We start from the raw sequence: 25,337 nt of genomic DNA, 5'->3' as shown, positions 1-25,337 counted from the left end.
GTTCCCCTCCGGTATTTTTGATGATCACCGATCATCTCTACTTGCATGATCGCGTGGCGATCGATAGCGAATTCAGGATGAACCCTCCCCGCATGCTCGTATTCGATCTCGACGGCACCCTGGTCGACACCGCGCCGGACCTGATCAGCGCGCTCAATTACGTGCTCGATCGCGAAGGCATGGCGCCGGTCCCGCCGGATTCGGCCCGCAACATGATCGGCGCCGGGGCGCGCAAGCTGCTCGAACGCGGCCTCGAGGTCGATGGCCGCGTTATGAGCGTCGCCGATATCGACCGTCTGACCCGCGATTTCATCGATTACTACGCCGACCACATCGCCGACGCCTCGCGTCCGTTCGATGGACTGGAAAGCGCGCTCGACGATCTCGCAGGCCAAGGCTTTCGCTTCGCGGTCTGCACCAACAAGCTGGAGTGGCTGTCGAAACGCCTGCTCGACCAGCTCGGACTGAGCGCGCGGTTCGCCGCGATCTGCGGCGCCGACACCTTTGGCGTCGCAAAGCCGGATCCGGCGATCCTGCGCGAGACGGTGGCGCGGGCCGGCGGGCAGATCGCCGCAACCATCATGGTCGGCGATGCCGGCCCCGATGTCGGGGTGGCCCGGCGCGCCGGCGTTCCCGTGATCGGGGTTGAATTCGGCTACACCGATGTTCCGATCGCGGAACTGAAGCCGGACCGGCTGATCGGGCATATGCGCGACCTGCCGGCGGCCGTGGATAGCATCGTCCGGGCCAATGGAACTTTCTAAGATATTGATTTAACTAAGATATCAAAAAGCTGTCGATTCCTGCGTTAACCATCCTTTAACGATTGCGCCTGCCCCGGTTGACCTCTATTCCCACGCTCATATGGTCGGGCCGGGGATTGTGGCTGTTCGCCGCAGTAGAGTGATTAAATCATGCGTCGTGTCATCGTGATTGCCGTCGCCGGGCTGAGCCTGGCCGGATGCTCCTCGTTCTCGCTGGATTCCTTCAAACCCACGCCACCGCCGATCCAGGTCCAGCTCGACTCAGCACCTCCGGGCGCCGATGCGGTGACCTCGCTCGGACCGGGCTGCAAGACGCCCTGCCAGGTCTCGGTGCCCGCGCCCGACGCCGGGTTCTCCGTCACCTTCAACCTGCCGAAATTCGAGCCGGCGACCGTGGCGGTGCGGGTGATCCGCAACCCCGGCGACTTCGCCACCCCCGCCTCCACCACCGTCGATCCCAGCCCGGTATTCGCGGAACTCAAGCCCGCCGGCCCGCCACCGAAGGTGCACAAGGCGATGCGGCCGAAAAAGCCGAAAAAGCCCAAGGCAGCGCCCGCCGCCGCCGAGGGCTCGCCGTTCCCGGAGCCGAACGCTGCCCCGCCTGCGGCAGCGCCGCCGCCGGCGACCCGCTGATCGCTTGCACTGCACATGCGGACTTGCGCATTGTGAGCCGGTGGCAACGTGCCTAGATTGTGCTAGCGGGACAGGCGGATGTCGTAGCTGCCCGGCGGGACAAGGCACTTCCAGAAATGAGCGGACCCTCGTTGAGCACTCCAGAACTGTTGGCGCCGATGACCGACCCGTTCGGCCGGACCATCCGCTATTTGCGGGTGTCGGTCACCGACCGCTGCGACCTGCGCTGCTTCTACTGCATGTCCGAGGACATGACGTTCCTGCCCAAGGCCGATCTGCTGACACTGGAAGAACTCGACCGGCTGTGCTCGGCCTTCATCGCCAAGGGCGTGCGCAAGATCCGCCTCACCGGCGGCGAGCCCTTGGTCCGCCGCAACGTGATGACGCTGGTGCGTTCGCTGTCGCGGCATCTCGGCACCGGCGCGCTCGATGAACTGACGCTGACCACCAACGGCTCGCAACTTCAGCGCTTCGCCGGCGAATTGCGCGACTGCGGCGTGCGCCGGGTCAACGTCTCCCTGGATACGCTGGATGCCGCAAAATTCCGCGCCATCACCCGCTGGGGCGATATCGACAAGGTTTTGGCCGGCATTGAGGCCGCGCGCGAAGCCGGCCTCGCCGTCAAGATCAACGCGGTGGCGCTGAAGAACATGAACGAGGAGGAGATCCCCGCGCTGATGGAATGGGCGCACGGCAAGGGCATGGCGCTGACGCTGATCGAGGTGATGCCGATGGGCGATATCGGCGAAGGCCGCATCGACCAGTATGTGCCGCTGTCGCTGGTGCGCGCCCGCCTCGCGAAGTCATATACCCTCACCGATCTCGCCGACGACACCGGCGGCCCTGCCCGCTACGTGCGGATCAGCGAAACCGGCGGCAAGCTCGGCTTCATCACGCCGATGACCCATAATTTCTGCGAGTCCTGCAACCGGGTCCGGATCACCTGCACCGGCACGCTGCACACCTGCCTCGGCCATGAGGATGCCTCCGATTTGCGCAAGCCGTTGCGGGCCTCCGCCGACAACATCCTGCTCGCCGCCGCGATCGATCGCGCCATCGGGCTGAAGCCGAAGGGTCACGACTTCATCATCGACCGCCGGCACAACCGCCCGAGCGTCAGCCGCCATATGAGCGTGACGGGTGGCTGAGGATTGCGGCTGAGAGCCGCCGCCGCGGCCGAACCCCGGCCTTTGGCGCAAATTCCCGTTCAACATCAACAAACTTCCAATTGACGACAGCGCTGCCCGCTGGTTTGGTGCGGCTGCTTCATGCTAGCCCGGCTAGATAAGCCGACGGGTGCAGACAAGACGGCAGAAGCGCAACTGGGGGAGGACTATCGTTGCAATCGCTCCTGCGAATGAGCCGTGATTTCACGCGATCTGGCGCTACGCGCTTTTCGCGCGGTGGCGGCGCGATGTCAGTTGAAACGTTCGGCGCGCTTTGATGGCGAGCGCCCAGGAGACCACGATGCGCCCATTACTGGCATTGAGCACCGCGATCGACCTGCTCAATGAAAAGATCGGCTACATCTGCAACTGGCTGGTGCTGTTCGCCTGCGTCGTCAGTGCCGCAAACGCCATGATCCGCTACGCCTTCGGCTACTCTTCCAACGGCTGGCTGGAGCTGCAGTGGTACAGCTTCGCTATCCTGGTGATGTTCGGCGCCTCCTACACCTTCAAGCGCAATGAGCATGTCCGGGTCGAGATCTTCTATCTGTTCCTGACCGAGCGCGGCCAGCTCTGGCTCGACATGATCGGCACGCTGTTCTTCCTGATCCCGTCCTGCCTCTTGCTCAGCTATTTGTCCTGGCCGTTCTTCCTTCAGGCCTACGATGTCGGCGAAATGTCCGGCAATGCCGGCGGCCTGGTCCGCTGGCCGATCAAATTCGTGATTCCTGCCGGCTTCGTGATGCTGGCGTTGCAAGGCGTCTCAGAGGTGATCAAGCGGATCGCCGCACTGCAGGGCTATGTGACGATCGATGCGAAGTACGAGAGGCCGACCCAATGATTACGCTTCAGATGATGCCGCCGCTGATGTTCGGCGGTCTGGTTCTGGCGATGCTGATCGGCTTCCCTGTAGCGTTCACGCTGGCCGCGGTCGGGCTCTGTTTCGGCTTCCTGTCGATCCATCTCGGCTTCTTCGACATGAATTTTCTGCAGGCGATCCCGGGCCGGGTGTTCGGCAGCGTGCTGTCGAATGAACTGCTGCTGGCGATCCCGTTCTTCACCTTCATGGGCGCGATCCTGGAACGCTGTGGGTTGGCCGAAGACATGCTGGATTCGATGGGCCAGCTGTTCGGCCCGATCCGCGGCGGCCTCGGCTATTCCGTCATCATCGTCGGCTTCATCCTCGGCGCGATCACCGGTACGGTGGCGGCGCAGGTCATCGCCATGGCGCTGATCTCGATGCCGGTGATGATCCGCTACGGCTACAACATGCGCTACATCACCGGCGTGCTGGCGGCCTCGGGCACCATCACGCAGCTGGTGCCGCCGTCGCTGGTGCTGATCGTGCTGGCCGACCAGCTCGGCAAGTCGGTCGGCGACATGTATCTCGGCGCCTGGGGCCCATCGATCTTCCAGATCATGCTGTTCGCCGGCTACACTTTCATCCTCGGCCTCGTCAAACCGCATTATTTGCCGGCGGTGCCGAAGACCGAATTGACGCTGACGGGCTGGCCGCTCTGGAAGAAATGCCTGATGGGCATCATCCCGTCGGCGGTGCTGATCTTCGTCGTGCTCGGCACCATGATGATGGGCTTGGCGACGCCGACCGAAGCCGGTGCCATGGGCGCGATCGGCGCGATCGTGCTGGCGGCGATCCATCACAAGGATTTCAGCACGGCCGGCAGCAAGATCCTGATCATCGGCATCATCGGCGCCGGCGTCGGCACGATCGTCGGGATGTTCTTCACCGAAAACCTGCTGTTCAAGCTCGCCTTCGCCGTCACCTATCTCGCCGTGGTCTGGATCTGCCTCGAGGCCGTCCGCATTCCGGAGCTGCGCGACCTGATCAAGCAGGGCTACGAGACCACCATGCGCATCACCACCATGGTCACCTTCATCCTGATCGGCTCGACCTGCTTCTCGGTGGTATTCCTCGGCGTCTCCGGCGGCGTCTGGCTCGAAAACATGCTGACGTCGCTGCCCGGCGGCGTCTGGGGCTTCCTGATCTTCATCAATCTCTTCATCTTCTTCCTGGCGTTCTTCCTCGACTTCTTCGAGATCGCCTTCATCATCCTGCCGATGATCGCGCCGATCGCGCAGAAGGTGCTGGCGCCCGTCGTCGGCCCCGATGCCGCGCTGATCTGGTTCGGCGTCATGCTCTGCGTCAACATGCAGACCTCGTTCCTGCATCCCCCCTTCGGCTTTGCGCTGTTCTATCTGCGCGGCGTCGCGCCGAAGGAGGTCAAGAGTTCCGATATCTACTGGGGCGCCATGCCCTGGATCGGGCTGCAGGCGATCATGGTCGTGCTGGTGATCGCGTTCCCGATCACGGTGACCGGCCTGCTCGACAAGCCGCTCAACGTCGACCTGAACAAGGTCAAGATCGAAGTGCCGCAGATCGACCTGCCGCCGCTGGATTTCGGTCCGCCACCGAAGCAATAGCGATCAGGTGGAAGCCACTTCGCCGGCCAGACGGAAACGCAGGGTAAACTGGGCCCCGCCCGTCGGAAGGTTCTCGACCGCCACCGTGGCGGCGTGATCCTCCGCCACCCCGTGTACGATCGAAAGCCCGAGCCCCGCGCCGTCCGTGCGCCGGCGATCGCCGCGCCAGAAGCGCTGGAAGATCAGGCCATGTTCGCCGGGCGGAATGCCCGGCCCGCAGTCGCGCACCCGGACCGAGCCGTCGTCGCGCACTTCGATATCCACCGAGGTGTCCGGCGCGGTATACTTGATTGCATTATCGGCGAGATTGAAGATCGCGCGCTGCAGCATCTCCGCATTGCCTCTGATGCGGACCGCGTCGGGGGTGCCCTTGAGCGCGATATCTCGCTGCCGGGCGAGTGCATATGGCGCGATCGAACCGACCACCTCGGCGCAGACGGCGCGTAAATCGGCGGTCTCCGACGGATCCAGCACGAGCGTGTCCAGTTCCGCGATCTCGAGCAATTGACCGACGATCCGGCTCATGCCCTCGATGTCCGCATCCAGCTCCTGCGTTCCAACGCGGTCGCCAAGGGTCCCGAGGCGAGTCCGCAGGATCGCCAGCGGCGTCCGCAGCTGATGGGCCGCATCGGCCGTGAACTGGCGCTGCACGCGAAAGCCGTCCTCGAGCCGGTCGAGCGCCTGGTTCACGGCGGTGACCAGCGGCAGGATTTCGCTCGGGATCTGCTCGGTCGGCAGCCGGACGTCGGTACGTGCGGGCCCGATGTTCTTTGCTTCCTCCGATGCGCGGAGCAGCGGGGCAACGGCGCGCCGGAAGATGACGATATCGATCGCAAGCAGGGTCAGCAGTATCGGAATGGTGATCCATCCGACGCGCCGGAAGAAATTGGCGATGATGTCGTCGATGATGACATCCCGGTGCGCGAGATCTTCCGCCACCCGAATGTGCACGGTCTGCCCGCCGATATCCCGGCTGACGCTTGCTCCGGAAATCGTTCCGGGAGATTCCACGTCCGGGCGAACGATCGGCCCGGCATTCTTGTGGGAGGAAAACAGCACGCGGCCCGATCGATCGAAGATATCGTATTGATATCGTCCATAGGCCTCCGAATACAGGTCCTTGAGGCTCTCGGGCAGATCAAGCGCAATCGTGCCGTCCGGCTTGACGGCGAGCCTCTCGCCCAGCGCCTCGGCCTGATCCCGCATCGCGTCGCGATGCAGATGATTGACCTCCGAGTTCAACAGCCAGAGCAGGATCAGGGGCAGGAGAATCGCCGCGACGGCGACCGCCACGATGTGCAGCAGCACGATCCGCGATGTCAGCGATTTGAAACGGATCACGCTATTTCTCCTCGGCCATCAGATAGCCCACTCCGCGGATCGTATGAATCAGGATCTTGGCGCCGTATTCGCCCAGTTGCTTGCGAAGCCGCGATACATAGACTTCCACGGCATTGGAAGCGACATCGCCGGTGAGCCCGAAGATGTGGTCTTCGACGTTCTTCTTTGGCACCACCCGGCCCTGCCTACGCAGCAGGATTTCGAGCACGGAAGTTTCGCGCGAAGAGAACATTCTCGGCGCCCCGTCGATGAATATCTGGCGGCTCTCGGTATCGTAGACGAGATTGGCGAGGTTGAGCGAACTGCCCAGCAACTGGCCGGGGCGGCGCAGGATCGCTTCCAGCCTTGCCACCAACTCCTCCAGCGCGAACGGCTTGGCCAGATAATCATCCGCACCGCTGCGCAGACCGTTGACGCGATCCTGCAGGCCGTTACGCGCGGTCAGCACCAGCACCGGCAGCGGATCCGTCCGGCGCCGAAGCTCGATCAACACTGACAGGCCGTCTCCGTCCGGCAAACCAAGGTCGAGGATCATGGCGGCGTAGCTGACGCTGCGCACCGCGTCGCGCGCCTCGCCGGCGCTGCTCACGACATCCGTCTCGTAGCCTGCCGCCGTCAAACCGGCGGCAACGAGCCGCGAGAGTTCGATGTTATCCTCGACGATCAGAAGCCGCATCTATCCAACCTGAATTACAAACCGCCGGGCCGATATTCGAGAGCCACCGATATCCCCCATTTCCCAAAGCCGATATCGCCTCGACGGAAAAAATTTTTGGCGGACCGGTGTTTGGGCAAACAAGCTGTGCAAACGGTCCACATTTAATCAGACTCTTTCAGGCGAGCCAATCGCGCTATCTTTTCTATATGAAAGGACGCCCGTTTCTTATCGAAATCAGACAAAATTTGCTCCTCGTTCCCGCGCGTGTGCCGACGCTTGTAAGGTTGGCGTAAGCTAGCCTTGATAACAGGTCCCTGTGTGCGTGCGCGACGCAGCGAGATTGGGAATCGCGCGAACTTTTCCAATGCTCCGGGACAAATGGAAGCTGTAATGTCATCTCGCCTGAAGCGTGCAGGCTACGCTGCCGCCGCCGTCACGGCCGCAGGTTTGACCGCTGCATGGTTGCTGACGCACGCCGGCACTTCGCCGGCCCAATCGGCCCCGACACAGGCGAAGGCGGACGTCAACGTCGAGCAACAATATCTCGACATCACCGAAAAGCAGGCCGCTGCTTTCAAGGTCATGCCGGCGGAGCCACGTGCGTTCAAGGTTCTCAAGAATGCGGTCGGCTCCATCGATTTCAATCAGAATATGCTGGTGCAGGCGTTTACCACCAATCCCGGCAGGATCGTCGACACGACCTTCAACGTCGGCGACGAGGTCAACAAGGGCGATACGCTGTTCACGATCGACAGCCCCGATCTGTTGCAAGCCGAATCTTCGCTGCTCGCCGCCTCCGGCGTGCTCGAACTGCAGACGCGGACACTTGCGAGGGTGAAGCAACTGCTGAAAACCGGCGGAGGCGCGCAAAAGGATGTCGACCAGGCCACTTCCGACCAGCAGACCGCCGAAGGCAACTTCAAGGCTGCGCGCGACGCGGTGCGGATTTTCGGTAAGACCGACGCCGAGATCGACCGCATCGTGGCTGATCGCAAGGTCGATTCGATCCTGACCGTGCCGAGCCCGATCTCCGGCCAGATCGTCGCCCGCAACGCCGCGCCGGGGCTCTACGTGCAACCGGGCAATGCGCCGGCACCGTACATGCTCGCCGACCTGACGACGATGTGGATGGTCGCCAACGTGATTGAAACCGACGCGCCGGCCTACCGGCTGGGGCAGCCGGTAGAAGTGACTGTGCCGGCCTATCCCGAAACTGTATTCCGCGGACACGTGACGACGATCGGCCTGAACCTCGACCCGAATTCGCACCGTTTGCTGGTCCGCTCCGTGGTCCAGGATCCGCAGCACAAGCTGCGCGCGGGCATGCTGGCGAGTTTCACCATCGAAACCGAAAGTCCGAAATTGTCAGTGGCGGTCCCCTCGGATGCCGTCGTCCGCGAGGGAGACGGGACCATGACCGTGTGGGTCACCACCGACCGGCGGCGGTTCGAGCGGCGTGCAGTGAAGACCGGGCTCACACAGGACGGATGGCTCCAGATCCTCGCCGGCCTCGATCCCGGTGAGCAGGTTGCCTCGACCGGCGCGATCTTCCTCAGCAACAAGTTTGCTAACGCGATCACGGGATAGAGCGTGACGCGACCTACCACAGAGCGCGTCCGGCCGGCAAAAGCGCGCGCCGGTTCGGCTTGGCTGGAAACGGACCACGCCCGGGAAAACCACCGCGCCGACTTCATTTCGAAAGCAAGTGTGTAGCCTTGGTCAAGAGCATCATTCAATTCGGCCTGACCCGCAGCGCAATCATTGTGCTGGGCCTGGTGGTGTTCTGCGCAGCCGGCATCGCCGCATTTACCAAACTGAACATCGAGGCCTATCCGAATCCGGCACCGGTGATCCTGGAGATCACCGCGCAGGCACCCGGTCTTTCCGCGGAGGAGATGGAGAAGTACTACACTATCCCGATGGAGGTCGGGCTCTATCCCACGCCGGGCGTGGTCAACATACGCTCGACGTCGTTTTACGGCCTTTCCTTCGTCCGCGTGACGTTCAAATACGGCGTCGACTACTACTTCGCGCTGACCCAGGCCGCCAACAGCATCCAGCAGAACATCCAGCTGCCCGGCAATCTGGTCCCCACCATCCAGCAGTCCAGTCTCGTCGGCGAGATCTACCGTTATCAGCTGGTCGGTCCGCCGAATTTCGGCCTGACCAATTTGCGGACGCTGCAGGACTACGTGGTCACCCGCCGACTCATGACCATTCCCGGCGTGGTGCAGATCAATTCCTGGGGCGGCACCACCAAGCAATTCAATGTCGATGCGGACCTGCAGAAGCTCGAGGCCTACAATATCACCGTGCCGCAGCTGGTCTCGGCGCTCGGCAACGCCAACGTCAATGTCGGCGGCCGCGAGATTGCGATCGGTCAGCAGTCCGTCAACATCCGCGGTATCGGCCTGATCGACTCCGGCGGCGCCGACGACATCACCAAGGGTTACAAGGTCGAGGATATCGAAAACATCGTGCTCAGCCAGTCCGGCGGGCTTCCGATCCAGATCAAACAGGTCGCCAAGGTCTCGGTCGGCTATGTGCCGCGGCTCGGGATCGCGGGCAAAGATAGGGATGATGACGTCGCCGCGGCAATCGTGGTGATGGGACGCACCCAGCATACCAACGACATCATCCCGAAGGTGCAGGAAGAGGTCGCCAGGATCAACAGCGACGGCACCCTGCCCGCGGGCGTCAAGATCGTCCCCTATTACGACCGCAGTTCGCTGGTCGGCGTCACCACCCACACCGTGCTGCACAATCTGATGTTCGGCTGCATTCTGGTATTCGTGATCCAATGGATATTCCTGGGCGATCTGCGCAGCGCGCTGATCGTGAGCGCGAATATTCCGTTCGCGCTGTTCTTCGCCATCATCATCCTGGTGCTGCAGGGCGAAGACGCCAATTTGTTGTCGCTCGGGGCGGTGGATTTCGGCATCATCGTCGATTCCGCCGTCATCATGATGGAAAACATCTTTCGTAACTTCCAATCGAATCCGGAAAATCGTCAGCGGGTCCTGCAACATCTGTCGGAAGGCTATTGGGGCGCCGATCCAACCGCCTCGACTCACGGCCAACCCTCGGCGGCTCGCTGGACCGAACGGCTGCGGATGATCTTCGTCAGCGCGCTGCAGGTCGACAAGGCCGTCTTCTTCACCGCCGCCATCACCGTCACCGCCTTCGTGCCGCTGTTCACGATGCAGGGCGTCGAAGGCCAGATCTTCGGGCCGATGGCACGCACCTATGGTTATGCCCTCGCCGGCGCTTTGCTTGCGACATTCACGGTGACGCCGGTACTGGCCTCGCTGTTGCTGCCGAAGCACATCGAGGAAGCCGAGACGATCATCGTCCGCGGCCTGCGCAAGGCCTACACCCCGGTGCTGCGCTGGTCGCTCGGCAATGTGAAGGTCGCGGTCACCGCGGGAATCCTCTTCCTTGCGATAAGCGCGCTGGCCGCCAGCCGGCTCGGCAGCGAATTCCTGCCGGCGCTGGAGGAAGGCAATTTCTGGATCCGTGCCTCGATGCCGCCGACCATTTCGCTCGATGCCGGCACCGAGCCGACGCGCAAGATGCGGGAGATTTTGCTGCGCCATCCCGAAATCATCACGGTGGTGTCGCAGCACGGCCGTCCCGACAATGGCAGCGACGCTTCGGCGTTTTCCAACGTCGAACTGTTCGCGCCGATCAAGCCGTTCGACGAGTGGCCGCCGGGCCTGACCAAGGAAAAGCTCACCGAAGAGCTGCAGAAGGAGTTCGACGAGGAACTGCCCGGCGTCACACTCAACTTCTCGCAGTACATCCAGGACAACATCGAGGAGGCCCTCTCCGGGGTCAAGGGTGCGAACTCGGTGAAGATCATCGGGCCCAACCTCGACGTCCTGGAGCAGACCGCGGCCAAGGTGATGGAGGAAATGGCGAAGGTGCGCGGCGTCGCCGATCTCGGCATCTTCCACCTGACCGGACAACCCAACCTCAACATCAAGGTGAACCGGGAAAAGGCGGCCCGCTACGGTCTCAACACCGGCGACGTCACCACCGTGGTGCAGGCGGCACTCGGCGGCACCAACGCAACCACGGTGCTCGAAGGCGACCGCTCGTTCGGAGTCGCGGTCCGCCTTGACCCCAGATTCCGGCACAGCATCGACGCGGTGCGCGACATCAAGGTCGCCTATCAGACGCCGGCAGGCAGCAACGCCTATATACCCTTAAGCGAACTTGCCGATATTTCGCTCGATACCGGTGCGCTGTTCATCTACCGCGAACGCAGCCAGCGCTACATCCCCATCAAGTTCAGCGTGCGCGGCCGCGATCTCGGCGGCACGGTCGCTGAGGCGCAGCAGCGCGTCGCGCAGGCGGTCCAGCTTCCATCCGGCTATCGCATCATCTGGTCCGGCGAGTTCGACAATCTCGAGGCCGCCAAGGCCCGCCTGATGATCGTGGTGCCGATTACGCTGCTGCTCATCTTCGTGCTGCTCTACAGCCTGTTCAATTCACTGCGCGACAGCCTGCTGGCGCTGGCCGGCATTCCCTTCGCGGTCGGCGGCGGACTGATCGCCCTTTTCCTCGCCGATCTCGATTTCAGCATTTCGGCGGCAATCGGGTTCATCTCGCTGTTCGGCGTCGCCGTCATGGACGGCATCCTCAACATCACCTATTTCCGCGAGTTGCGGGCCTCGGGAATGAGCATTGCGGATGCGGTCTTCAGCGGCGCGGAGCAGCGCATGCGGCCGATGCTGATGACCGCGCTGTCCGCGGGCGTCGGCCTGTTCCCGGCGGCGCTGTCGCACGGCATCGGAAGCCAGGTGCAGCGGCCGCTGGCCACCGTGGTCGTCGGCGGCATGTTCATCGGGCCCTTGTTGCTGCTGATCGTTGCGCCCGCCTTGCGAAAAATCTTCCTGTCGCGGGAGACGGCGGTCACCCCCGAAGAACCCGCTGCCGCAATGCCGCCGGAAGCGGCGCATTGAGGGGGATGTCGTTGATGCGTAACACCCCCACCATGGTTCTTGCCGTCCGCTTCGGCAGATGCAGCGTCGTGCGGCTGCGGGCGCTTTGTGCCGGAGCCGCCGGACTCGTTCTGGCGAGCTGCGCGGTTGGACCAAACTTTGTTCCGCCGCCAGCCCCGGATGTGACCGGCTACACGCCGGAGAAGCTTGCTTCCCCCAACACGGGCGCTGGGGGTCCTCGTTTGTCACAGCAGCATTTCGTCAGCGGAGAGGATGTATCTCTGCGGTGGTGGACGGCGTTTCGTTCGAAGCCACTCGACGAACTGATCAAGATGTCGGTCGAACACAACCCCTCCCTTCAGTCGGCCGAAGCGGCGATCAGAATTGCGCAATACAACGCGTTGGCCCAGCGCGGGCTTTTCTTTCCGCAGATCGGTGCGAATTACACGCCCTCCATCCAGCAAATTTCCGGCGCCTCGAGTTCGGGCCCCGGCGGCCAGTCGCCGTCCGTATTTACACTCCACACCGCGCAACTGAACGTCAGTTTCGTGCCTGATATCTGGGGCCAGAATGTTCGCGCCGTCGAGAATCTCGACGCAATATCCGAGCAGCAATTGTTCCAACTGGAAGCGGCCTATCTCGCGCTGACTGCCAACGTCGTTACTGCCGCGATCCAGGAAGCATCACTTCGCGGCCAAATCGCTGCGATCCAGCGCGTCGTGAAGATTGAGCGCGGCATCCTGGATATCGTGAAAAACCAGTTCACCGCGGGCCAGACCGCCCAGGTCGACGTGCTGGCGCAGGAAGCGGCGCTGGCACAGTCCGAGCAACTCCTGCCGCCGCTCGAAAAGCAGCTCGCCGTTCAGCGCGACCTCTTGACCGCGCTTGCCGGGCAATTCTCCGCGGACGAAATCCTGCAAAAGTTTACGCTCAACGGGTTGACGCTGCCCGCAAATCTGCCGGTGAGCCTGCCGAGCACGCTGGTACGGCAGCGTCCGGACGTCAGGGCCGCGGAGGCGCTGCTGCACTCCGCAAACGCTCTGGTCGGCGTGTCGATCGCAGCCCGGCTGCCGAACGTTACGATCTCCGGAAATGCCGGAGCCGTCGGCTTCAGCCTGGCTGAGTTGTTTACACCGGGGACCAGCTTTTATGTTCTCGCTGCGAGTGCAACCCAGCCAATCTTCGATGGCCTGACGCTTTACCACAAGCAGAAGGCCGCGGAAGCCGCGGTGGACCAGGCGGATGCACTCTATCGCCAGGCCGTCATCACGGCGGTGCAAAACGTCGCCGACGCGCTACGCAGTTTGCAGGCAGATGCGCGCGCCGTGAAAGCCGCGGTCAAGGCCGAACTCGCCGCGAAGGCAAGCCTCGACATCATTCAGAAGCAGCTCGTTCTGGGCCAGGTCAATCAGGTGGTCGTGCTCAACGCCCAGCAGGTATATCTGACGGCTGCGGTCGTCCGCGTTCAGGCCAAGGCTACGCGCCTCTCGGACACCGCCGCCCTGTTCATGGCGCTCGGCGGCGGCTGGCCCGCGGGCTGTTCGACGGCGGTCTGGCGCGAATGTGTGATGCGGGGCGCGGCCGCCGCGCCGGTGTTGGCGGCCGCGGCGCAGTGATTGCCGGCCGAAGCGACGCCTACCAGATGACCACGGCGCAAAGCAGCGCCAGCGGCACCGCGGCTATTCCGATCGGGACCCATTTGCGCATGTCAGCCGGGTCTCTGGAGTAGCGAAAGATCTGCACCGCGACGAAGCAACAGACGGCGGCGCCCAAAACGGCGCGAAGCAGGTCGGAGGGGGTGTCGTAGGCCGATAACAGCGTCTCGGTCTGCGGGCTGGCGACGCGCGCCGTCACCGCGATCACGAGGAGGAGAAACATCGTCCGTAGGGTGAGACCGACAATCCGCATATCGTGCCGTCACTGCGACCGGAACGCATGATAGCACAGGCCCGGCAAAAAAGTAGTCAGATGCCCGGATTTTCGGCCGCCGAACCAACCAGCTGCGCCAAACGAAACCCCGGAGTTTTGCTCCGGGGTTTTGCCGACCTGAACGTCCGCGCGCGATCAGCTCTGCGAGTGGCGCGCCATGAAGCTGTCGTAACCGACTTCGGCGACCTGGAACCAGGAGTAGCCGTTGTTCGCGTAGTTGGTCAGCGACTCATAAACCTTCTTGAAATTCGCATTGGTCGCGGAGACTTCGTTGTGCAGTTCCTTCGCGGCCTTGAAGGAAGCCTCCATGATCGGCGGCGAGAAGGCGTGCAGCTTGGTACCGGCGGCGAGCAATTTGCGCAGCGCCATCGGATTGACCGTATCGTACTTCGCCATCATCCAGTTGTTGGCGTAATGACCGGCCTGTTCGAGCACGCTTTGGTAGTATTTGGGCAGCGCGTTCCACTTGTCCAGGTTGATCAGGGCGAGCAGCATCGGTCCGCCTTCCCACCATCCAGGATAATAGTAATGCGGCGCGACCTTGTAGAGGCCGAGTTTTTCGTCGTCATAGGGACCAACCCATTCGGCCGCATCGATCGTGCCTTTTTCCAGCGCCGGATAGATGTCGCCGCCGGCCAGCTGCTGCGGCACGCAACCGAGCTTCTGCATCACGCGCCCGGCAAAGCCGCCGATGCGGAATTTGAGGCCCTTGAGATCCTCGACGGTATTGATCTCCTTGCGGAAGAAGCCGCCCATCTGGCAGCCGGTGTTGCCCGCGAGCAGCGAGGTGACATTGTAGCTCTTGAAGAAATCGTTCAGCAGTTCCTTGCCGCCGCCCAGCGTGTACCAGGCCTGGTTGATGCGCGAGTTCGGCCCGAACGGTACCGCGCAGCCAAACGTAAAGGTCGGGTCCTTGCCGAAATAATAATATGTGGCGGTATGGCCCATTTCGACGGTGGCGCTCTGTACGGCGTCGAGCACTTGCAGACCCGGAACGATTTCACCGGCGGCAAACGTCTGGATCTGGAATTTGTTGTCGGTCGCTTCACCAACGGCTTTCGCCATCATCTCGGCGCCGCCATGCAGCGTGTCGAGCGATTTCGGCCAGCTCGTGGTCATGCGCCACTTGATCTCCGGCATCGACTGCGCGATCGCCGGTGCGGCCATCGCGGTTGCGCCAGCCGCGCCTAAACCGGTGACCTTGAGAAAATCTCTTCGCTTCATTGGAGTCCATCCCTTGTGGTTGTGTCAGACAGCCTTCGTGTCGAGGCCTGTAGCCAGCATGGAACATCCCTTTGCCGATTTCCATCCCGAACTGGCCGGTATGACACAAAAAGCCCGGCCTCCTTGCGGAGACCGGGCCTCTTTACTTGCTACTAAAGGTGTAGATCAGCCGCGCGTGCGCGAGCGGATCATGAAGCTGTCAAACGTGTATTCGGCGACCTGCCACCACAGATACTGATCGGAGCGATAGGCCTGCATCGCGTCGATCGATTTCTTGAAATCGGCGTTCTTGGCCGAGATCTCGCCCCACAATTCGTTGGTCGCCTTCAGGCAGGCTTCCAGCACTTCGGTGGTGAAGGGACGCAGCTGCGTGCCGCCGGCGACCAGACGCTTCAGCGCCGACGGGTTCTGCATGTCGTAGCGCGCCGCCATCCAGCTATTGGCGTTCGCCATCGCGTTGGTGAGGATCGCCTGATAGTTCTTCGGCAGCGAATTCCACTTCTCGAGATTGGTGAAGGCGTGGACCATCGGGCCGCCTTCCCAGAAGCCGGGATAATAGTAGTACTTCGCGACCTTCTGGAATCCGAGCTTCTCGTCGTCATACGGACCGACCCACTCGGCCGCATCGATGGTGCCCTTTTCCAGCGCCGGATAGATGTCGCCGCCGGCGAGCTGCTGCGGCACCACGCCGACCTTCTGCAGAACCTGTCCGGCGATGCCGCCGATGCGGAATTTGAGGCCGGAGAGATCGGCGACGGTCTTGATCTCCTTGCGGAACCAGCCGCCCATCTGCGTGCCGGTATTGCCGCAGGGAGCGCCGATCACGCCGAACTTCTTGAAGAACTCATTGCCAAGCTCCATGCCGCCGCCCTGATACCACCAGGAGTTCTGCTGGCGCGCGTTGAGGCCGAACGGGACCGAGGCGTAGATCGCAAAGGTCGGATCCTTGCCGACATAATAGTAGGAGACGGTGTGGCACATCTCGACGGTGCCGTTGGACGTCGCATCCAGCGCCTGCAGGCCTGGAACAATTTCGCCCGCCGCGAACACCTGGATCTGAAACTTGTTGTCGGTCATTTCGGCGACGTATTTCGACACCTCGACCGCGCCGCCATAGATGGTGTCGAGCGACTTCGGGAAGCTCGATGTCATGCGCCATTTGATCTCAGGGGACGATTGCGCGATCGCCGGCGAGGCAACGGCTGTCGCGGCAGCACCGGCCGCCGAAACCTTCAAAAAATCACGACGCTTCATTCAGGCATCTCCTTAAAGTCTGGGCGTTTCCCATATTTCCTCGAGCATTCCTCCGGCGGGGCGAATTCCACGTCATCCGGGGCGCTCTGGCCGGGGGGCTTTAACACGGAAGTTGCCGCGCGAAAACGCGACAATGGCATGACTGCACTGATTAAACGAAAGTCGAATGAGGCGAAAAAAGCCCTCAGGCCGCAGCGATGACGCCCTGAAGCTGGTCGCGCACCTTGGTACCGATCGCGCGGTAAATCGCCGCGTGCGGTCCATCCGGTTCGCTGGCCACCACCGGGTTGCCAGAATCCGACGTGGTGCGAATCGACATGTGCAGGGGTATCTCGCCCAAAAACGGCACGCCCAGCCGCTCCGCCTCATGGCGCGCACCACCGTGACCAAAGATGTCCGACCGGGTGCCGCAATGCGGGCACTGGAAATAGCTCATGTTCTCGACAATGCCGAGCACGGGCACGTTGACCTTCTTGAACATCGCGAGGCCCCGCCGCGCGTCGATCAGGGACAGATCCTGCGGCGTCGAGACGATGACGGCGCCCTTCAGCGGCACGTTCTGCGCCAGCGTCAGTTGCGCGTCGCCGGTGCCGGGCGGCATATCGACCACGAGAACATCGAGCGTGCCCCACGCGACATCGCGCAGCATTTGCGTGATCGCCGACATCACCATCGGCCCGCGCCAGATCATCGCCGTGTCTTCCTCGACCAGGAAGCCGATCGACATGATGGCGAGGCCGAAACGGGAAATCGGAATCATTTTCCGGTTGTCGTCGAGCTGCGGCTTCTCGTGAATGCCGGTCAGCCGCGGCACCGACGGCCCGTAAATATCGGCGTCGAGCAGGCCGACGCGCAGGCCGAGATCGCGCAAGCCCAGCGCCAGATTGAGCGCGGTGGTCGATTTGCCGACGCCGCCCTTGCCCGACGCCACCGCGATGACGGCGGCGACGCCCGGAATCTCCGACTGCTTGGACATCGGCGAACTCGGGCTTTGCGGCGGCTTATGCGCTGACACCGGCTGCACGCCGTGAGCATGGCGATGCGGTTGCGGCGGCGGTGCCGCGGCGCCTGCCTTGCGCTCGGCCGTCAGCGCGATCATGGCCACCGTGACGCCGGGAATGGCGCGCACGGCGGCTTCGGCTTGCGCGCGCACGCTTTCCCACGCGCGGGCCTCGGCGGCATCGACATTGATCGAAAAGAACACCTTGCCGTCGGTGACCGTGATCACCGACAGCACATTGGCGTTGGTCAGGGCGACGCCGCGCGGCGACGCCACCTTGGCCAAGGCATCCTGAACCTGTTGCTGGGTTACGCTCACGGCGCATCTCCTGGATAAACTAGGATGCGACCCTTAAAGCGTTACAGCGCGAAAGGCTATATCGCTCGCATATCATCCGCCCGTTCGGCGGGCGCCATGTCGCCGCTTTCCTTGGCAGCCTCGTAGTTCAGTTCGATCATGACGCCATTGGGGTCATTGACGAAGATCTGCCAGAGATCGCCGCCGGGAACCTGGCGCGAGTCGTATTTGAACCCGCCGGACTGCAGCCGCTGCATCATGCCAGCAAATCCCCGGCTGATGAAGGCGACATGATGGACCACGCCGGAATCCGGCTTTTGCGGCTCATCGGTCCGGGAAATATCGACCAGATGCACCACCGGCTTGCCCTCCGAGTACATCCAGGCGCCGGGGAAGGCAAAGTTCGGCCGGGGCCCCTTCTCCAGGCCCAGTACGTCCTCATAGAACCGGACCGTGTCGTCGAGTTTCCGGGTCCGGATGTTGAAATGATCGAGCACGCCAACGCTGACGCCCATGCGATACACTCCCTTTTTTGTGAAGTTTGTTTTCGACGCCCGATCCTAGCACAAACCGCGCCCCGCGCGCCAAACGAAGGCGGTTGCCCTTCGCGGCGCAGGGGTTATGGTGCGGCCTCCCTCCTCCAGAAAGACGCCCGGCCCGCTCCATTCTGCCGGCAAAACCCCAAGGTAATGGCCCGGAAGGGCAAACGATAAGGTAGCACAGATGGCTAAAGTCGCTTTTCTCGGTCTCGGCGTGATGGGTTTCCCGATGGCAGGACACCTCGCAAAAAAGGGTGGCCATGAGGTGACCGTGTACAACCGCACCGCGGCGAAGGCGAAGGAATGGGCCGACAAGTTCGGTGGACGCGCAGCACCAACGCCGAAGGCCGCCGCCGACGGCCAGGATTTCGTGATGTGCTGCGTCGGCAACGACAATGATCTGCGCGCGGTGACACTGGGCTCCGACGGCGCCTTTGCCGGCATGAAGAAGGCCGCCACCTTCGTCGATCACACCACCGCTTCCGCCGAGGTCGCGCGCGAGCTCGATGCCGCCGCCGCCAAGGCCGGCTTCAAGTTCATCGATGCGCCGGTTTCCGGCGGCCAGGCGGGTGCCGAAAACGGCGTGCTGACGGTCATGTGCGGCGGCAAGCAAGACGCCTATGCCGGCGCCGAGCCGGTGATCGCGGCTTACGCCCGGATGTGCAAGCTGCTGGGACCGGCCGGTTCCGGGCAACTGACCAAAATGGTCAACCAGATCTGCATCGCCGGCCTGGTTCAGGGGCTTTCGGAGGGCATTCATTTCGCCAAGAAGTCGGGCCTCGACGTCCATGCCGTGGTCGAGACCATCTCGAAGGGCGCCGCCCAATCCTGGCAGATGGAGAACCGCTACAAGACCATGAATGACGGCAAGTTCGATTTCGGCTTCGCAGTCGAGTGGATGCGCAAGGATCTGTCGATCTGCATCGCCGAATCCCGCCGCAACGGGGCGAACCTGCCGGTGACCGCGCTGGTCGATCAGTTCTACTCCGAAGTGGAGAAGATGGGCGGCAAGCGCTGGGATACGTCGAGCCTGCTGGCGCGGCTGGAGCGCTGAGGAACATCGGCGGCGCAATCCGCCACTGTCATTGCGAGCGCAAGCGAAGCAATCCATCGTGCGGAAGGCGGAAAGCATGGATTGCTTCGTCGCTATCGCTCCTCGCAATGACGACAAGGCTTCCGGCCTACCGGAACCAGAGGTTAATTTAACCCCGCGTTAACGGGATTTTTTAGCTATTTAAGGCATCGCTTAAGGATTTAGGCCCAGAGATAGACAATGCAAAAAGCCCGCGCTCTTCGCGGGCAGGACTTGTGTTGTTTGATGAGTAAACCCGCAGAAAAGCCTGAAGTTGTCCAGCTTCCGGCCGAGCCTCAGGTCGCCGCGCCGGTTAACACCCGCCGCGCCGCAGCCCAGCGGGTGCGTGAGGCCCGCGATCGGTTAACGTCGACCAGCGGAACCCGCCCGGCCTTCGATACCGAACTGCTCCGGCAATATGCCCAGACCCGCATATCGGCATCCTATGTCGTCATGCTGCTGGTGATTGCAACCGGCGTGATGTTCGGCGTCTGGATGCAGCCGGTGCCGGCCGCGGCCTGGACCATCGGCGTGCTCTGCGTCCACGCCGCCATCATTCGCAATTGCCGCAGGTTCCTCGCCGAGCCCCCTTCGCTCGCCGCCACACGCAAATGGCGCACGCAATTCGTGCTGCTCGACCTGCTCTACGGCCTGTGCTGGACCGCGGTCCTGATGCATCCGGCGGGATCGGACATCGTCTCCAACACGCTGATGATGTTCCTGATGCTGCTGGTAATCGCAGTATCGAGCATGCTCGCGGCCTCGCTCCCGATCGCAGCGCTTGCGGCAACCGCGCCAGTGACAGCCGCGATTGCGCTGAATTTCGTGCTCAGCGGCACGTTCGACAATTACGTGCTCGCTTTGCTCGCGATCGCCGCCGAAGGCTATTTTGCGCTGCTCGCCCATCGCCTGCATTCGACGACGCTGGCGACGCTGGAGGCGCGCGCCGAAAAGGACGCGCTGATCGGCGAACTCGAACAGGCCAAGGCGATTTCCGACGAGGCGCGACACCGCGCCGAATCCGCCAACGTCGCCAAGTCGCGTTTTCTGGCGCAGATGAGCCACGAATTGCGCACGCCGCTGAACGCGATCCTCGGCTTCTCCGAAGTGATGAAGAGCGAGATTTTTGGCCCGCACACCGTGCCCGTCTACAAGGAATATTCCGCCGACATCCACAATTCCGGCGTCCACCTGCTCAACCTCATCAATGAAATCCTCGACCTGTCGCGGATCGAGGCCGGACGCTACGAGCTCAATGAAGAGGCCGTCTCGCTGGTGCACGTCGTTGCCGACTGCCATCATCTGCTAAAGCTGCGCGCCACCAGCCGCGGCATCACCATCCATGAGGTGTTCGAGCAGGGCATGCCGCGGATCTGGGGCGACGAACGCGCCACGCGCCAGATCGTGCTCAACCTATTGTCCAACTCGATCAAGTTCACCCCGCAGGGCGGCGAGATCTGGCTGAAGGTCGGCTGGACCGCGTCCGGCGGACAATATCTCAGCGTGAAGGATACCGGCTCCGGCATCGCGGAAGACGAAATCCCAATCGTGCTGGCCTCGTTCGGCCAGGGCTCCAATTCGATCAAGTCGGCGGAGCAAGGCGCCGGCCTCGGCCTGCCGATCGCCAAAAGCCTGATCGACATGCACGGCGGCACGTTTACGCTGAAATCCAAGCTGCGGATCGGCACCGAAGTCATCGTCACCTTCCCGCCGGAGCGCGTGATGTCGGCGTTGGCGCCGATGGCGGAAGAAGCCCCGCCGCTGCAACCGGAAACTGTAACCGTTCCCGCCGACGACAAGCGGCGGGCGCGCAACAAACCGATCATGAGCGCGGGGACCGGGTTGTAACTGGAGCGCTTGCGCAAGCAGGTAAAACCGTTTCACACTTCCAACATGAGCAAAGAAACGCCGTGTATCGCAGTCTGCATGATGGACCCCAAATCGAAACTCTGCTTCGGGTGCGGACGCACGCTTCCGGAGATCGCGCGCTGGCACCGGATGGAGCGCGCGGAACGGCTCGCGGTGATGGAAATGTTGCCGGCACGGATGGCGGACGCCGGGCTGGAGCCGATGGCGGCCAGTTCAACGCCCAACTGACCGGCAGCCGGAGCAACGGAGGCAGGCCATGAGCCGCATCCTGCTCGTCATCCTCCTGCTCGCCGGCACCGCCGGCGCCGTCGTCGCCTATGGCGACCCGGAACAGATCGCGCGCGCCAGCCAGCAGGTCTCGCAGATGCTGCGCCAGCGCAGCACCGCGTCCGCACCCGCGGTGCAGGTCTCGCGCGGACAGGGCGGCGAATTCGCGCTGCGCGCCAAGATCAACGGCGTCACCGCACCGATGGTGATCGATACCGGCGCGACCTCGGTGGTGCTGACCTGGGAGACCGCGAAGGCCATCGGGCTGCCGCTCGAAATGCTCGAATATGATGTCGATGTCGAAACCGCCGGCGGCCACACCAAGGCGGCACGGCTGACGCTCGACCGGCTCGCCGTCGGTCAACTGGTCGAGAAATCTGTGCCGGCGCTGGTGGTGCCGCGCGGGCAGATGAAGACCAACCTGCTCGGCATGAGTTTTCTCGACCGGCTGGAAAGCTGGGGCGTTCGCGCCGACAAGCTGATGCTGCACGGCTACCCCGACGTCTCAGGCCGCCATCGGCGCGACCGCGCGGCCTTCGACTAGCGCGATCGCATCGCGCAGCACATTGACGCCGGCGCCAGGGCGGACGCCGTTCTCGGCGAGATGGCGGCGGAATGCGCGGGCGCCGGGCACGCCGTGGAATGCACCGACGAAATGCCGCGTCATCGAATGCAGCCGCGTGCCCCGCGCCAGCTGATCCTCGATGTAGGGCATCATGGCCTCGAAGACGTCCTTCATCGTCGTATGCGGGGCCGCTTCGCCGAACACTTCCGGATCGACGTTGAGCAAACGCCACGGCTCCTGATAGGCCGCCCGCCCCAGCATCACGCCATCGACATAAGCGAGATGCCGCTTCGCCTCGCCGAGGCTTGCGATGCCGCCATTGATGATGACGGGCACGCCGGGCATGGCGGCCTTCAGCCGATACACCCTGTCGTAATCGAGCGGCGGGATGTCGCGGTTTTCCTTCGGCGACAATCCGTTGAGCCAGGCCTTTCGGGCGTGCACGATCAGCGCATCGGCGCCGGCCGCGACCACGCCGCGCGCCAGCACGTCCAGCGCCAGTTCCGGATCCTGATCGTCGATCCCGATCCGGCATTTGACCGTGACCGGAATTTTCACAGCGCGCTTCATCGCGGCTACGCCCGCGGCTACCAGCGCGGGCTCCGCCATCAGGCAGGCGCCGAAGCGGCCGTCCTTCACCCGGTCCGACGGGCAGCCGACATTGAGGTTGATCTCGTCGTAGCCGAAATCCTCGCCGATTTTGGCGGCGGTTTCGAGATCGCGCGCCTCGGAGCCGCCGAGCTGCAACGCGAGGGGATGCTCGCTCGGATCGAAGCCGAGCAGCCGGCTGCGATCGCCATGAATAATGGCGCCGGTCGTCAGCATCTCCGTGTAAAGCCGCGCCCGCCGCGTCATCAGACGGTGGAACACCCGGCAGTGCCGGTCGGTCCAGTCCATCATCGGAGCGACAGAAAAACGAGCTTCTAACATATTGTTTTCATTGACTTTTGCGACGCGAGTCCGTCCAACCGTCTTCTGGGCCGACAAATGATCGGAGCGATAGACCTAAAGCATTTTCCTTTCTTTTCAACTGGTTGAACCAATTCTGGCAACTTCATGTAACTCGCCCTTGTCAATTTTCTCGATCCTTTAGTGCATTGCTGTACTGGATAAGCACGTGCAGTACCGCGTGCTGCGCGCTGCCGGCTGCGACCTCGGCTGCTGCAATCTCATTAGCGTCAAACGATTGGAAAGCCGACCAAGTCAGAAGCAAAGTATCGCTGCGCTTTGCCGGTGCCTGGGCCGGCAATGCTCCGCTCGTAGATTCGGTGGCCGTATCGCGTGGAAAGTTGCGCGCGGCGGGACGCGCGATCATCCGCGCTTCAACGTCGGCGCAGCTCGGGAAATACCTGAACAGAACGTGAGATACATCCTGGAATTGGATCTCCCCGCAGGAACGGCAAAATATATTTGCACTTGACGCGAGGTAGATCGAAACGGAGACTGATCCGGACACCGAGGCAAATCCAGGTAAATCACCGGATCAAGCGAGAACTCTTCAACCGAAGCGTCGGATTCCAGCGTTTGCCTTGAAGGAACGAGTCCGCAGTTGCCGCAGAAATCAATGACGGGAACATCTAACCGATTTCCGACGGGTTCAACCCGCCGTTCGTATCCGGGCTTTGAAGCCTTGCGCTTCACCAGGCCCCTGCGTTCCTGCAGCGAAGCTTTGGTGCGAAGCTCCACAAACCGGATCAAGCGCATTTCCGGCACCACCGTCCGTTTGCCTTCGTGATCACGAAAGCGCGGTCATTGCTGGCCCTGTTGCGCCGAAGTTTGTCGCAAGACATCCCCTACGTAAGCATCGAACGTCCGGTCCGGGAAGGTACAAGTGCCGTCCTTGCGTTGATCAGCCTGATCGTGATCGTCGCGGGCGTCGGCGCGGCGGTCGCTCTCACCCAGATAAGGTCGTTGAAATCGGAAATCGCCGCGCTTCATCGCGAACTTGCACCGCTCAAGGAGCGAGTCGCACAACTGGATCAAGCCGAGAAGGCAAGACGGCAGGCTGAACAGCAGCAGGATGCAAAGGACAAATCTGCCATCGAGAGAGATAATCGTTTCGGGGAAACGAAAGCCGCATTGAATCTCTCATCCGAGGAAATTCAGCTGGTGAAAGTGTATATCAGGCCGGCTCCTTCGACAGGCGCTCCAGCAGACCCCATCAAGGTTGGCGACATCGTGGACGGTGCGATGATTCCGCTGCCATCACCACTCACGGAGAAAATACCAAAACTGCTTGGTGCCAGATTTGCAATCCGAAACGGAGCGATCATCATCGTCAGGAAAGGTAGTCGCCAGGCAGACGTCGTGTTGCCGGCGTATTGAAGTCAGCTAAACCTCCCGCCTACAAATAGGCTAAGCCTACAAAATCAATTACTTACGCCGGTTCAATTTGCAGAAATACTCGCGTTCGTTGCATGCACGCCTCCTGCAAGCATCGCTTGCAACATAAAATCCGCTGGTATATGACGACCATCATTTTTTGGTTCTGGGAGCGGTATCATCCGGTCCTTTAAGTTGGTTGGATGGCTTGCTTTCGATCAGCTTGGGCTGTCGGGACTGATCAAGTTGACGAGCCATCTTCAGCTGCCACAAACGCTTCAGCGCGCGATCGATGCCTGCGTCCAGGCGCTCTTCCACGTCTAAATCCTCGATGACACGATCACCGGTAAGAAAAGCCGCCGCCGTCTCGAAATAGGCGCTGCGATCAGGAGCGCGGTTGCGCACCATGGGCAACAAAACGGTGTCGACCTCTTTCTTTACAGCCACAATCCGATGAGCAGTCGATTCGAAATGTTGGCTGAGCACTTTCTCGCGAAGATGAGCGGAGAACTCGTCCGGCAACATGCCGATGTTGAATTCCAAAAACCTGTCCTTAAGGTCGCCATAAAGGCTCGCACTGAACCGCAGTAACTGCTGATAGTCGTCACGCGGCTTTGTCCGCGGGCTGCCTAGCATCTCACGCAGGGCATGGATGCTTCTCTCCTCGGATGTGTCGAAAAGCGGAGGAGGATGTTTCCACAACTCGCGATTCTCGACGCGCTCAAGCGCCGCCGCTGTATCGAAGTTACGCTTGTCACGTACCCGGCGCTTACGCCAGATGTACGAAGCGATGGTGTTAACACATTCCGCCTGCAACGGACCTTCTGGTTGATGCTCTTCCATCAAACTACGGCGCAATTCTTCGAATTCGCTCGGATCTTCCCAAGGGAGGAGCTCGCCGCCGGAGAACCCTCCATGTTTGAGAGCATTGGGCTTACGATATCGCTTGACTGACGTCACCGCAGTTTTTCCTTGCATAGTCACCTTCCATGAAGCGCCAAGCGATGCAGCCACGCGCCGTGATCTTTAGTCTGAAGAGGGGGTGTTGG

At 62.1% G+C, this 25,337-nt stretch carries 23 protein-coding genes; 13 read left to right on the top strand and 10 right to left on the bottom strand.

What is annotated here, in order from left to right; genetic code table 11:
* Positions 1-77: 77 nt before the first annotated feature.
* The 5 genes from NL528_RS18800 to NL528_RS18780 all read left to right on the top strand — a co-directional run bounded on the left by NL528_RS18800 (position 78) and on the right by NL528_RS18780 (position 5,005).
* On the top strand, positions 78-764 hold the full coding sequence (locus tag NL528_RS18800; protein WP_309184966.1) for an HAD-IA family hydrolase: 687 nt from the start codon (positions 78-80) through the stop codon (positions 762-764).
* Between the two features lie 150 nt (positions 765-914).
* A complete protein-coding gene (locus tag NL528_RS18795) occupies positions 915-1,397 on the top strand; it encodes a hypothetical protein (protein WP_309184178.1) in 483 nt (160 codons plus the stop codon).
* A gap of 116 nt (positions 1,398-1,513) precedes the next feature.
* On the top strand, positions 1,514-2,545 hold the full coding sequence (moaA, locus tag NL528_RS18790; protein WP_309184176.1) for a GTP 3',8-cyclase MoaA: 1,032 nt from the start codon (positions 1,514-1,516) through the stop codon (positions 2,543-2,545).
* A gap of 319 nt (positions 2,546-2,864) precedes the next feature.
* The gene (locus NL528_RS18785; protein WP_309184175.1) at positions 2,865-3,404 is read left to right on the top strand and encodes a TRAP transporter small permease subunit; all 540 of its coding nucleotides are present in this window, start codon (positions 2,865-2,867) and stop codon (positions 3,402-3,404) included.
* Positions 3,401-5,005, top strand: a complete 1,605-nt coding sequence (locus tag NL528_RS18780) for a TRAP transporter large permease subunit (protein ID WP_309184174.1) — start codon at positions 3,401-3,403, stop codon at positions 5,003-5,005. Before NL528_RS18785 ends, NL528_RS18780 begins: the two co-directional genes overlap by 4 nt.
* A 3-nt stretch (positions 5,006-5,008) precedes the next feature.
* On the opposite strand, the gene NL528_RS18775 is transcribed toward NL528_RS18780, so the two are convergent.
* Both NL528_RS18775 and NL528_RS18770 read right to left on the bottom strand, forming a co-directional pair.
* Entirely contained in the window at positions 5,009-6,346 is a 1,338-nt protein-coding gene (locus tag NL528_RS18775) for an ATP-binding protein (protein ID WP_309184173.1), read from the bottom strand.
* A gap of 1 nt (position 6,347) precedes the next feature.
* Positions 6,348-7,022, bottom strand: coding sequence for a response regulator transcription factor (locus tag NL528_RS18770; RefSeq protein ID WP_309184172.1), 675 nt, complete (start codon positions 7,020-7,022; stop codon positions 6,348-6,350).
* Between the two features lie 372 nt (positions 7,023-7,394).
* On the opposite strand from NL528_RS18770, the gene NL528_RS18765 reads away from it, so the two are divergent.
* From NL528_RS18765 to NL528_RS18755, 3 genes are all read left to right on the top strand, one after another.
* Positions 7,395-8,591, top strand: a complete 1,197-nt coding sequence (locus NL528_RS18765) for an efflux RND transporter periplasmic adaptor subunit (RefSeq protein ID WP_309184171.1) — start codon at positions 7,395-7,397, stop codon at positions 8,589-8,591.
* A gap of 128 nt (positions 8,592-8,719) precedes the next feature.
* Complete coding sequence (locus NL528_RS18760) at positions 8,720-11,971, top strand: efflux RND transporter permease subunit (RefSeq protein ID WP_309184170.1); 3,252 nt, start codon at positions 8,720-8,722, stop codon at positions 11,969-11,971.
* Positions 11,972-11,985: 14 nt separating this feature from the next.
* Entirely contained in the window at positions 11,986-13,566 is a 1,581-nt protein-coding gene (locus tag NL528_RS18755) for an efflux transporter outer membrane subunit (RefSeq protein WP_309184169.1), read from the top strand.
* A 19-nt stretch (positions 13,567-13,585) separates the two neighbouring features.
* Here NL528_RS18755 and NL528_RS18750 read toward each other — a convergent pair whose 3' ends face one another.
* The 5 genes from NL528_RS18750 to NL528_RS18730 all read right to left on the bottom strand — a co-directional run bounded on the left by NL528_RS18750 (position 13,586) and on the right by NL528_RS18730 (position 18,169).
* Complete coding sequence (locus NL528_RS18750) at positions 13,586-13,828, bottom strand: hypothetical protein (RefSeq protein ID WP_309184168.1); 243 nt, start codon at positions 13,826-13,828, stop codon at positions 13,586-13,588.
* Positions 13,829-14,014: 186 nt separating this feature from the next.
* The gene (locus NL528_RS18745; protein ID WP_309184167.1) at positions 14,015-15,103 is read right to left on the bottom strand and encodes a TRAP transporter substrate-binding protein DctP; all 1,089 of its coding nucleotides are present in this window, start codon (positions 15,101-15,103) and stop codon (positions 14,015-14,017) included.
* Between the two features lie 165 nt (positions 15,104-15,268).
* A complete protein-coding gene (locus NL528_RS18740; RefSeq protein WP_309184166.1) occupies positions 15,269-16,357 on the bottom strand; it encodes a TRAP transporter substrate-binding protein in 1,089 nt (362 codons plus the stop codon).
* 184 nt (positions 16,358-16,541) lie between these two features.
* Positions 16,542-17,675 carry an Mrp/NBP35 family ATP-binding protein gene (locus tag NL528_RS18735; protein WP_309184164.1) on the bottom strand — a complete coding sequence of 378 codons (1,134 nt, stop codon included), beginning with the start codon at positions 17,673-17,675 and terminating at the stop codon, positions 16,542-16,544.
* A gap of 56 nt (positions 17,676-17,731) precedes the next feature.
* Positions 17,732-18,169, bottom strand: a complete 438-nt coding sequence (locus NL528_RS18730) for a VOC family protein (RefSeq protein WP_309184163.1) — start codon at positions 18,167-18,169, stop codon at positions 17,732-17,734.
* Positions 18,170-18,377: 208 nt separating this feature from the next.
* Between NL528_RS18730 and NL528_RS18725 the strand changes: the two genes are divergently transcribed.
* The 4 genes from NL528_RS18725 (at position 18,378) to NL528_RS18710 (ending at position 21,945) form a co-directional block, all read left to right on the top strand.
* Positions 18,378-19,247, top strand: a complete 870-nt coding sequence (locus NL528_RS18725) for an NAD(P)-dependent oxidoreductase (protein ID WP_309184162.1) — start codon at positions 18,378-18,380, stop codon at positions 19,245-19,247.
* 264 nt (positions 19,248-19,511) lie between these two features.
* The gene (locus tag NL528_RS18720; protein ID WP_309184161.1) at positions 19,512-21,113 is read left to right on the top strand and encodes a HAMP domain-containing sensor histidine kinase; all 1,602 of its coding nucleotides are present in this window, start codon (positions 19,512-19,514) and stop codon (positions 21,111-21,113) included.
* Between the two features lie 45 nt (positions 21,114-21,158).
* Positions 21,159-21,362, top strand: a complete 204-nt coding sequence (locus NL528_RS18715) for a DUF1289 domain-containing protein (RefSeq protein WP_309184160.1) — start codon at positions 21,159-21,161, stop codon at positions 21,360-21,362.
* Between the two features lie 28 nt (positions 21,363-21,390).
* Positions 21,391-21,945, top strand: a complete 555-nt coding sequence (locus NL528_RS18710) for a TIGR02281 family clan AA aspartic protease (protein WP_309184159.1) — start codon at positions 21,391-21,393, stop codon at positions 21,943-21,945.
* Here the strand turns inward: NL528_RS18710 and dusA are convergent.
* The gene (gene dusA, locus NL528_RS18705; RefSeq protein WP_309184965.1) at positions 21,907-22,866 is read right to left on the bottom strand and encodes a tRNA dihydrouridine(20/20a) synthase DusA; all 960 of its coding nucleotides are present in this window, start codon (positions 22,864-22,866) and stop codon (positions 21,907-21,909) included. The genes NL528_RS18710 and dusA overlap by 39 nt on opposite strands.
* 172 nt (positions 22,867-23,038) lie before the next feature.
* Entirely contained in the window at positions 23,039-23,281 is a 243-nt protein-coding gene (locus NL528_RS18700) for a hypothetical protein (protein ID WP_309184158.1), read from the bottom strand.
* Positions 23,282-23,718: 437 nt separating this feature from the next.
* Here NL528_RS18700 and NL528_RS18695 point away from each other — a divergent pair, with 437 nt between their 5' ends.
* Positions 23,719-24,291 carry a hypothetical protein gene (locus tag NL528_RS18695; RefSeq protein ID WP_309184157.1) on the top strand — a complete coding sequence of 191 codons (573 nt, stop codon included), beginning with the start codon at positions 23,719-23,721 and terminating at the stop codon, positions 24,289-24,291.
* Positions 24,292-24,441: 150 nt separating this feature from the next.
* Here the strand turns inward: NL528_RS18695 and NL528_RS18690 are convergent, their stop codons facing one another.
* Positions 24,442-25,302: a hypothetical protein gene (locus tag NL528_RS18690; RefSeq protein WP_309184156.1), complete on the bottom strand. Its 861-nt coding sequence runs from the start codon at positions 25,300-25,302 to the stop codon at positions 24,442-24,444.
* Positions 25,303-25,337 lie beyond the last annotated feature (35 nt).

Source organism: Bradyrhizobium sp. Ash2021 (assembly GCF_031202265.1).
Classification (GTDB): domain Bacteria; phylum Pseudomonadota; class Alphaproteobacteria; order Rhizobiales; family Xanthobacteraceae; genus Bradyrhizobium.
Note: the sequence above shows the minus strand (reverse complement) of the source record. Positions and strands in the feature narration are given on the sequence as shown.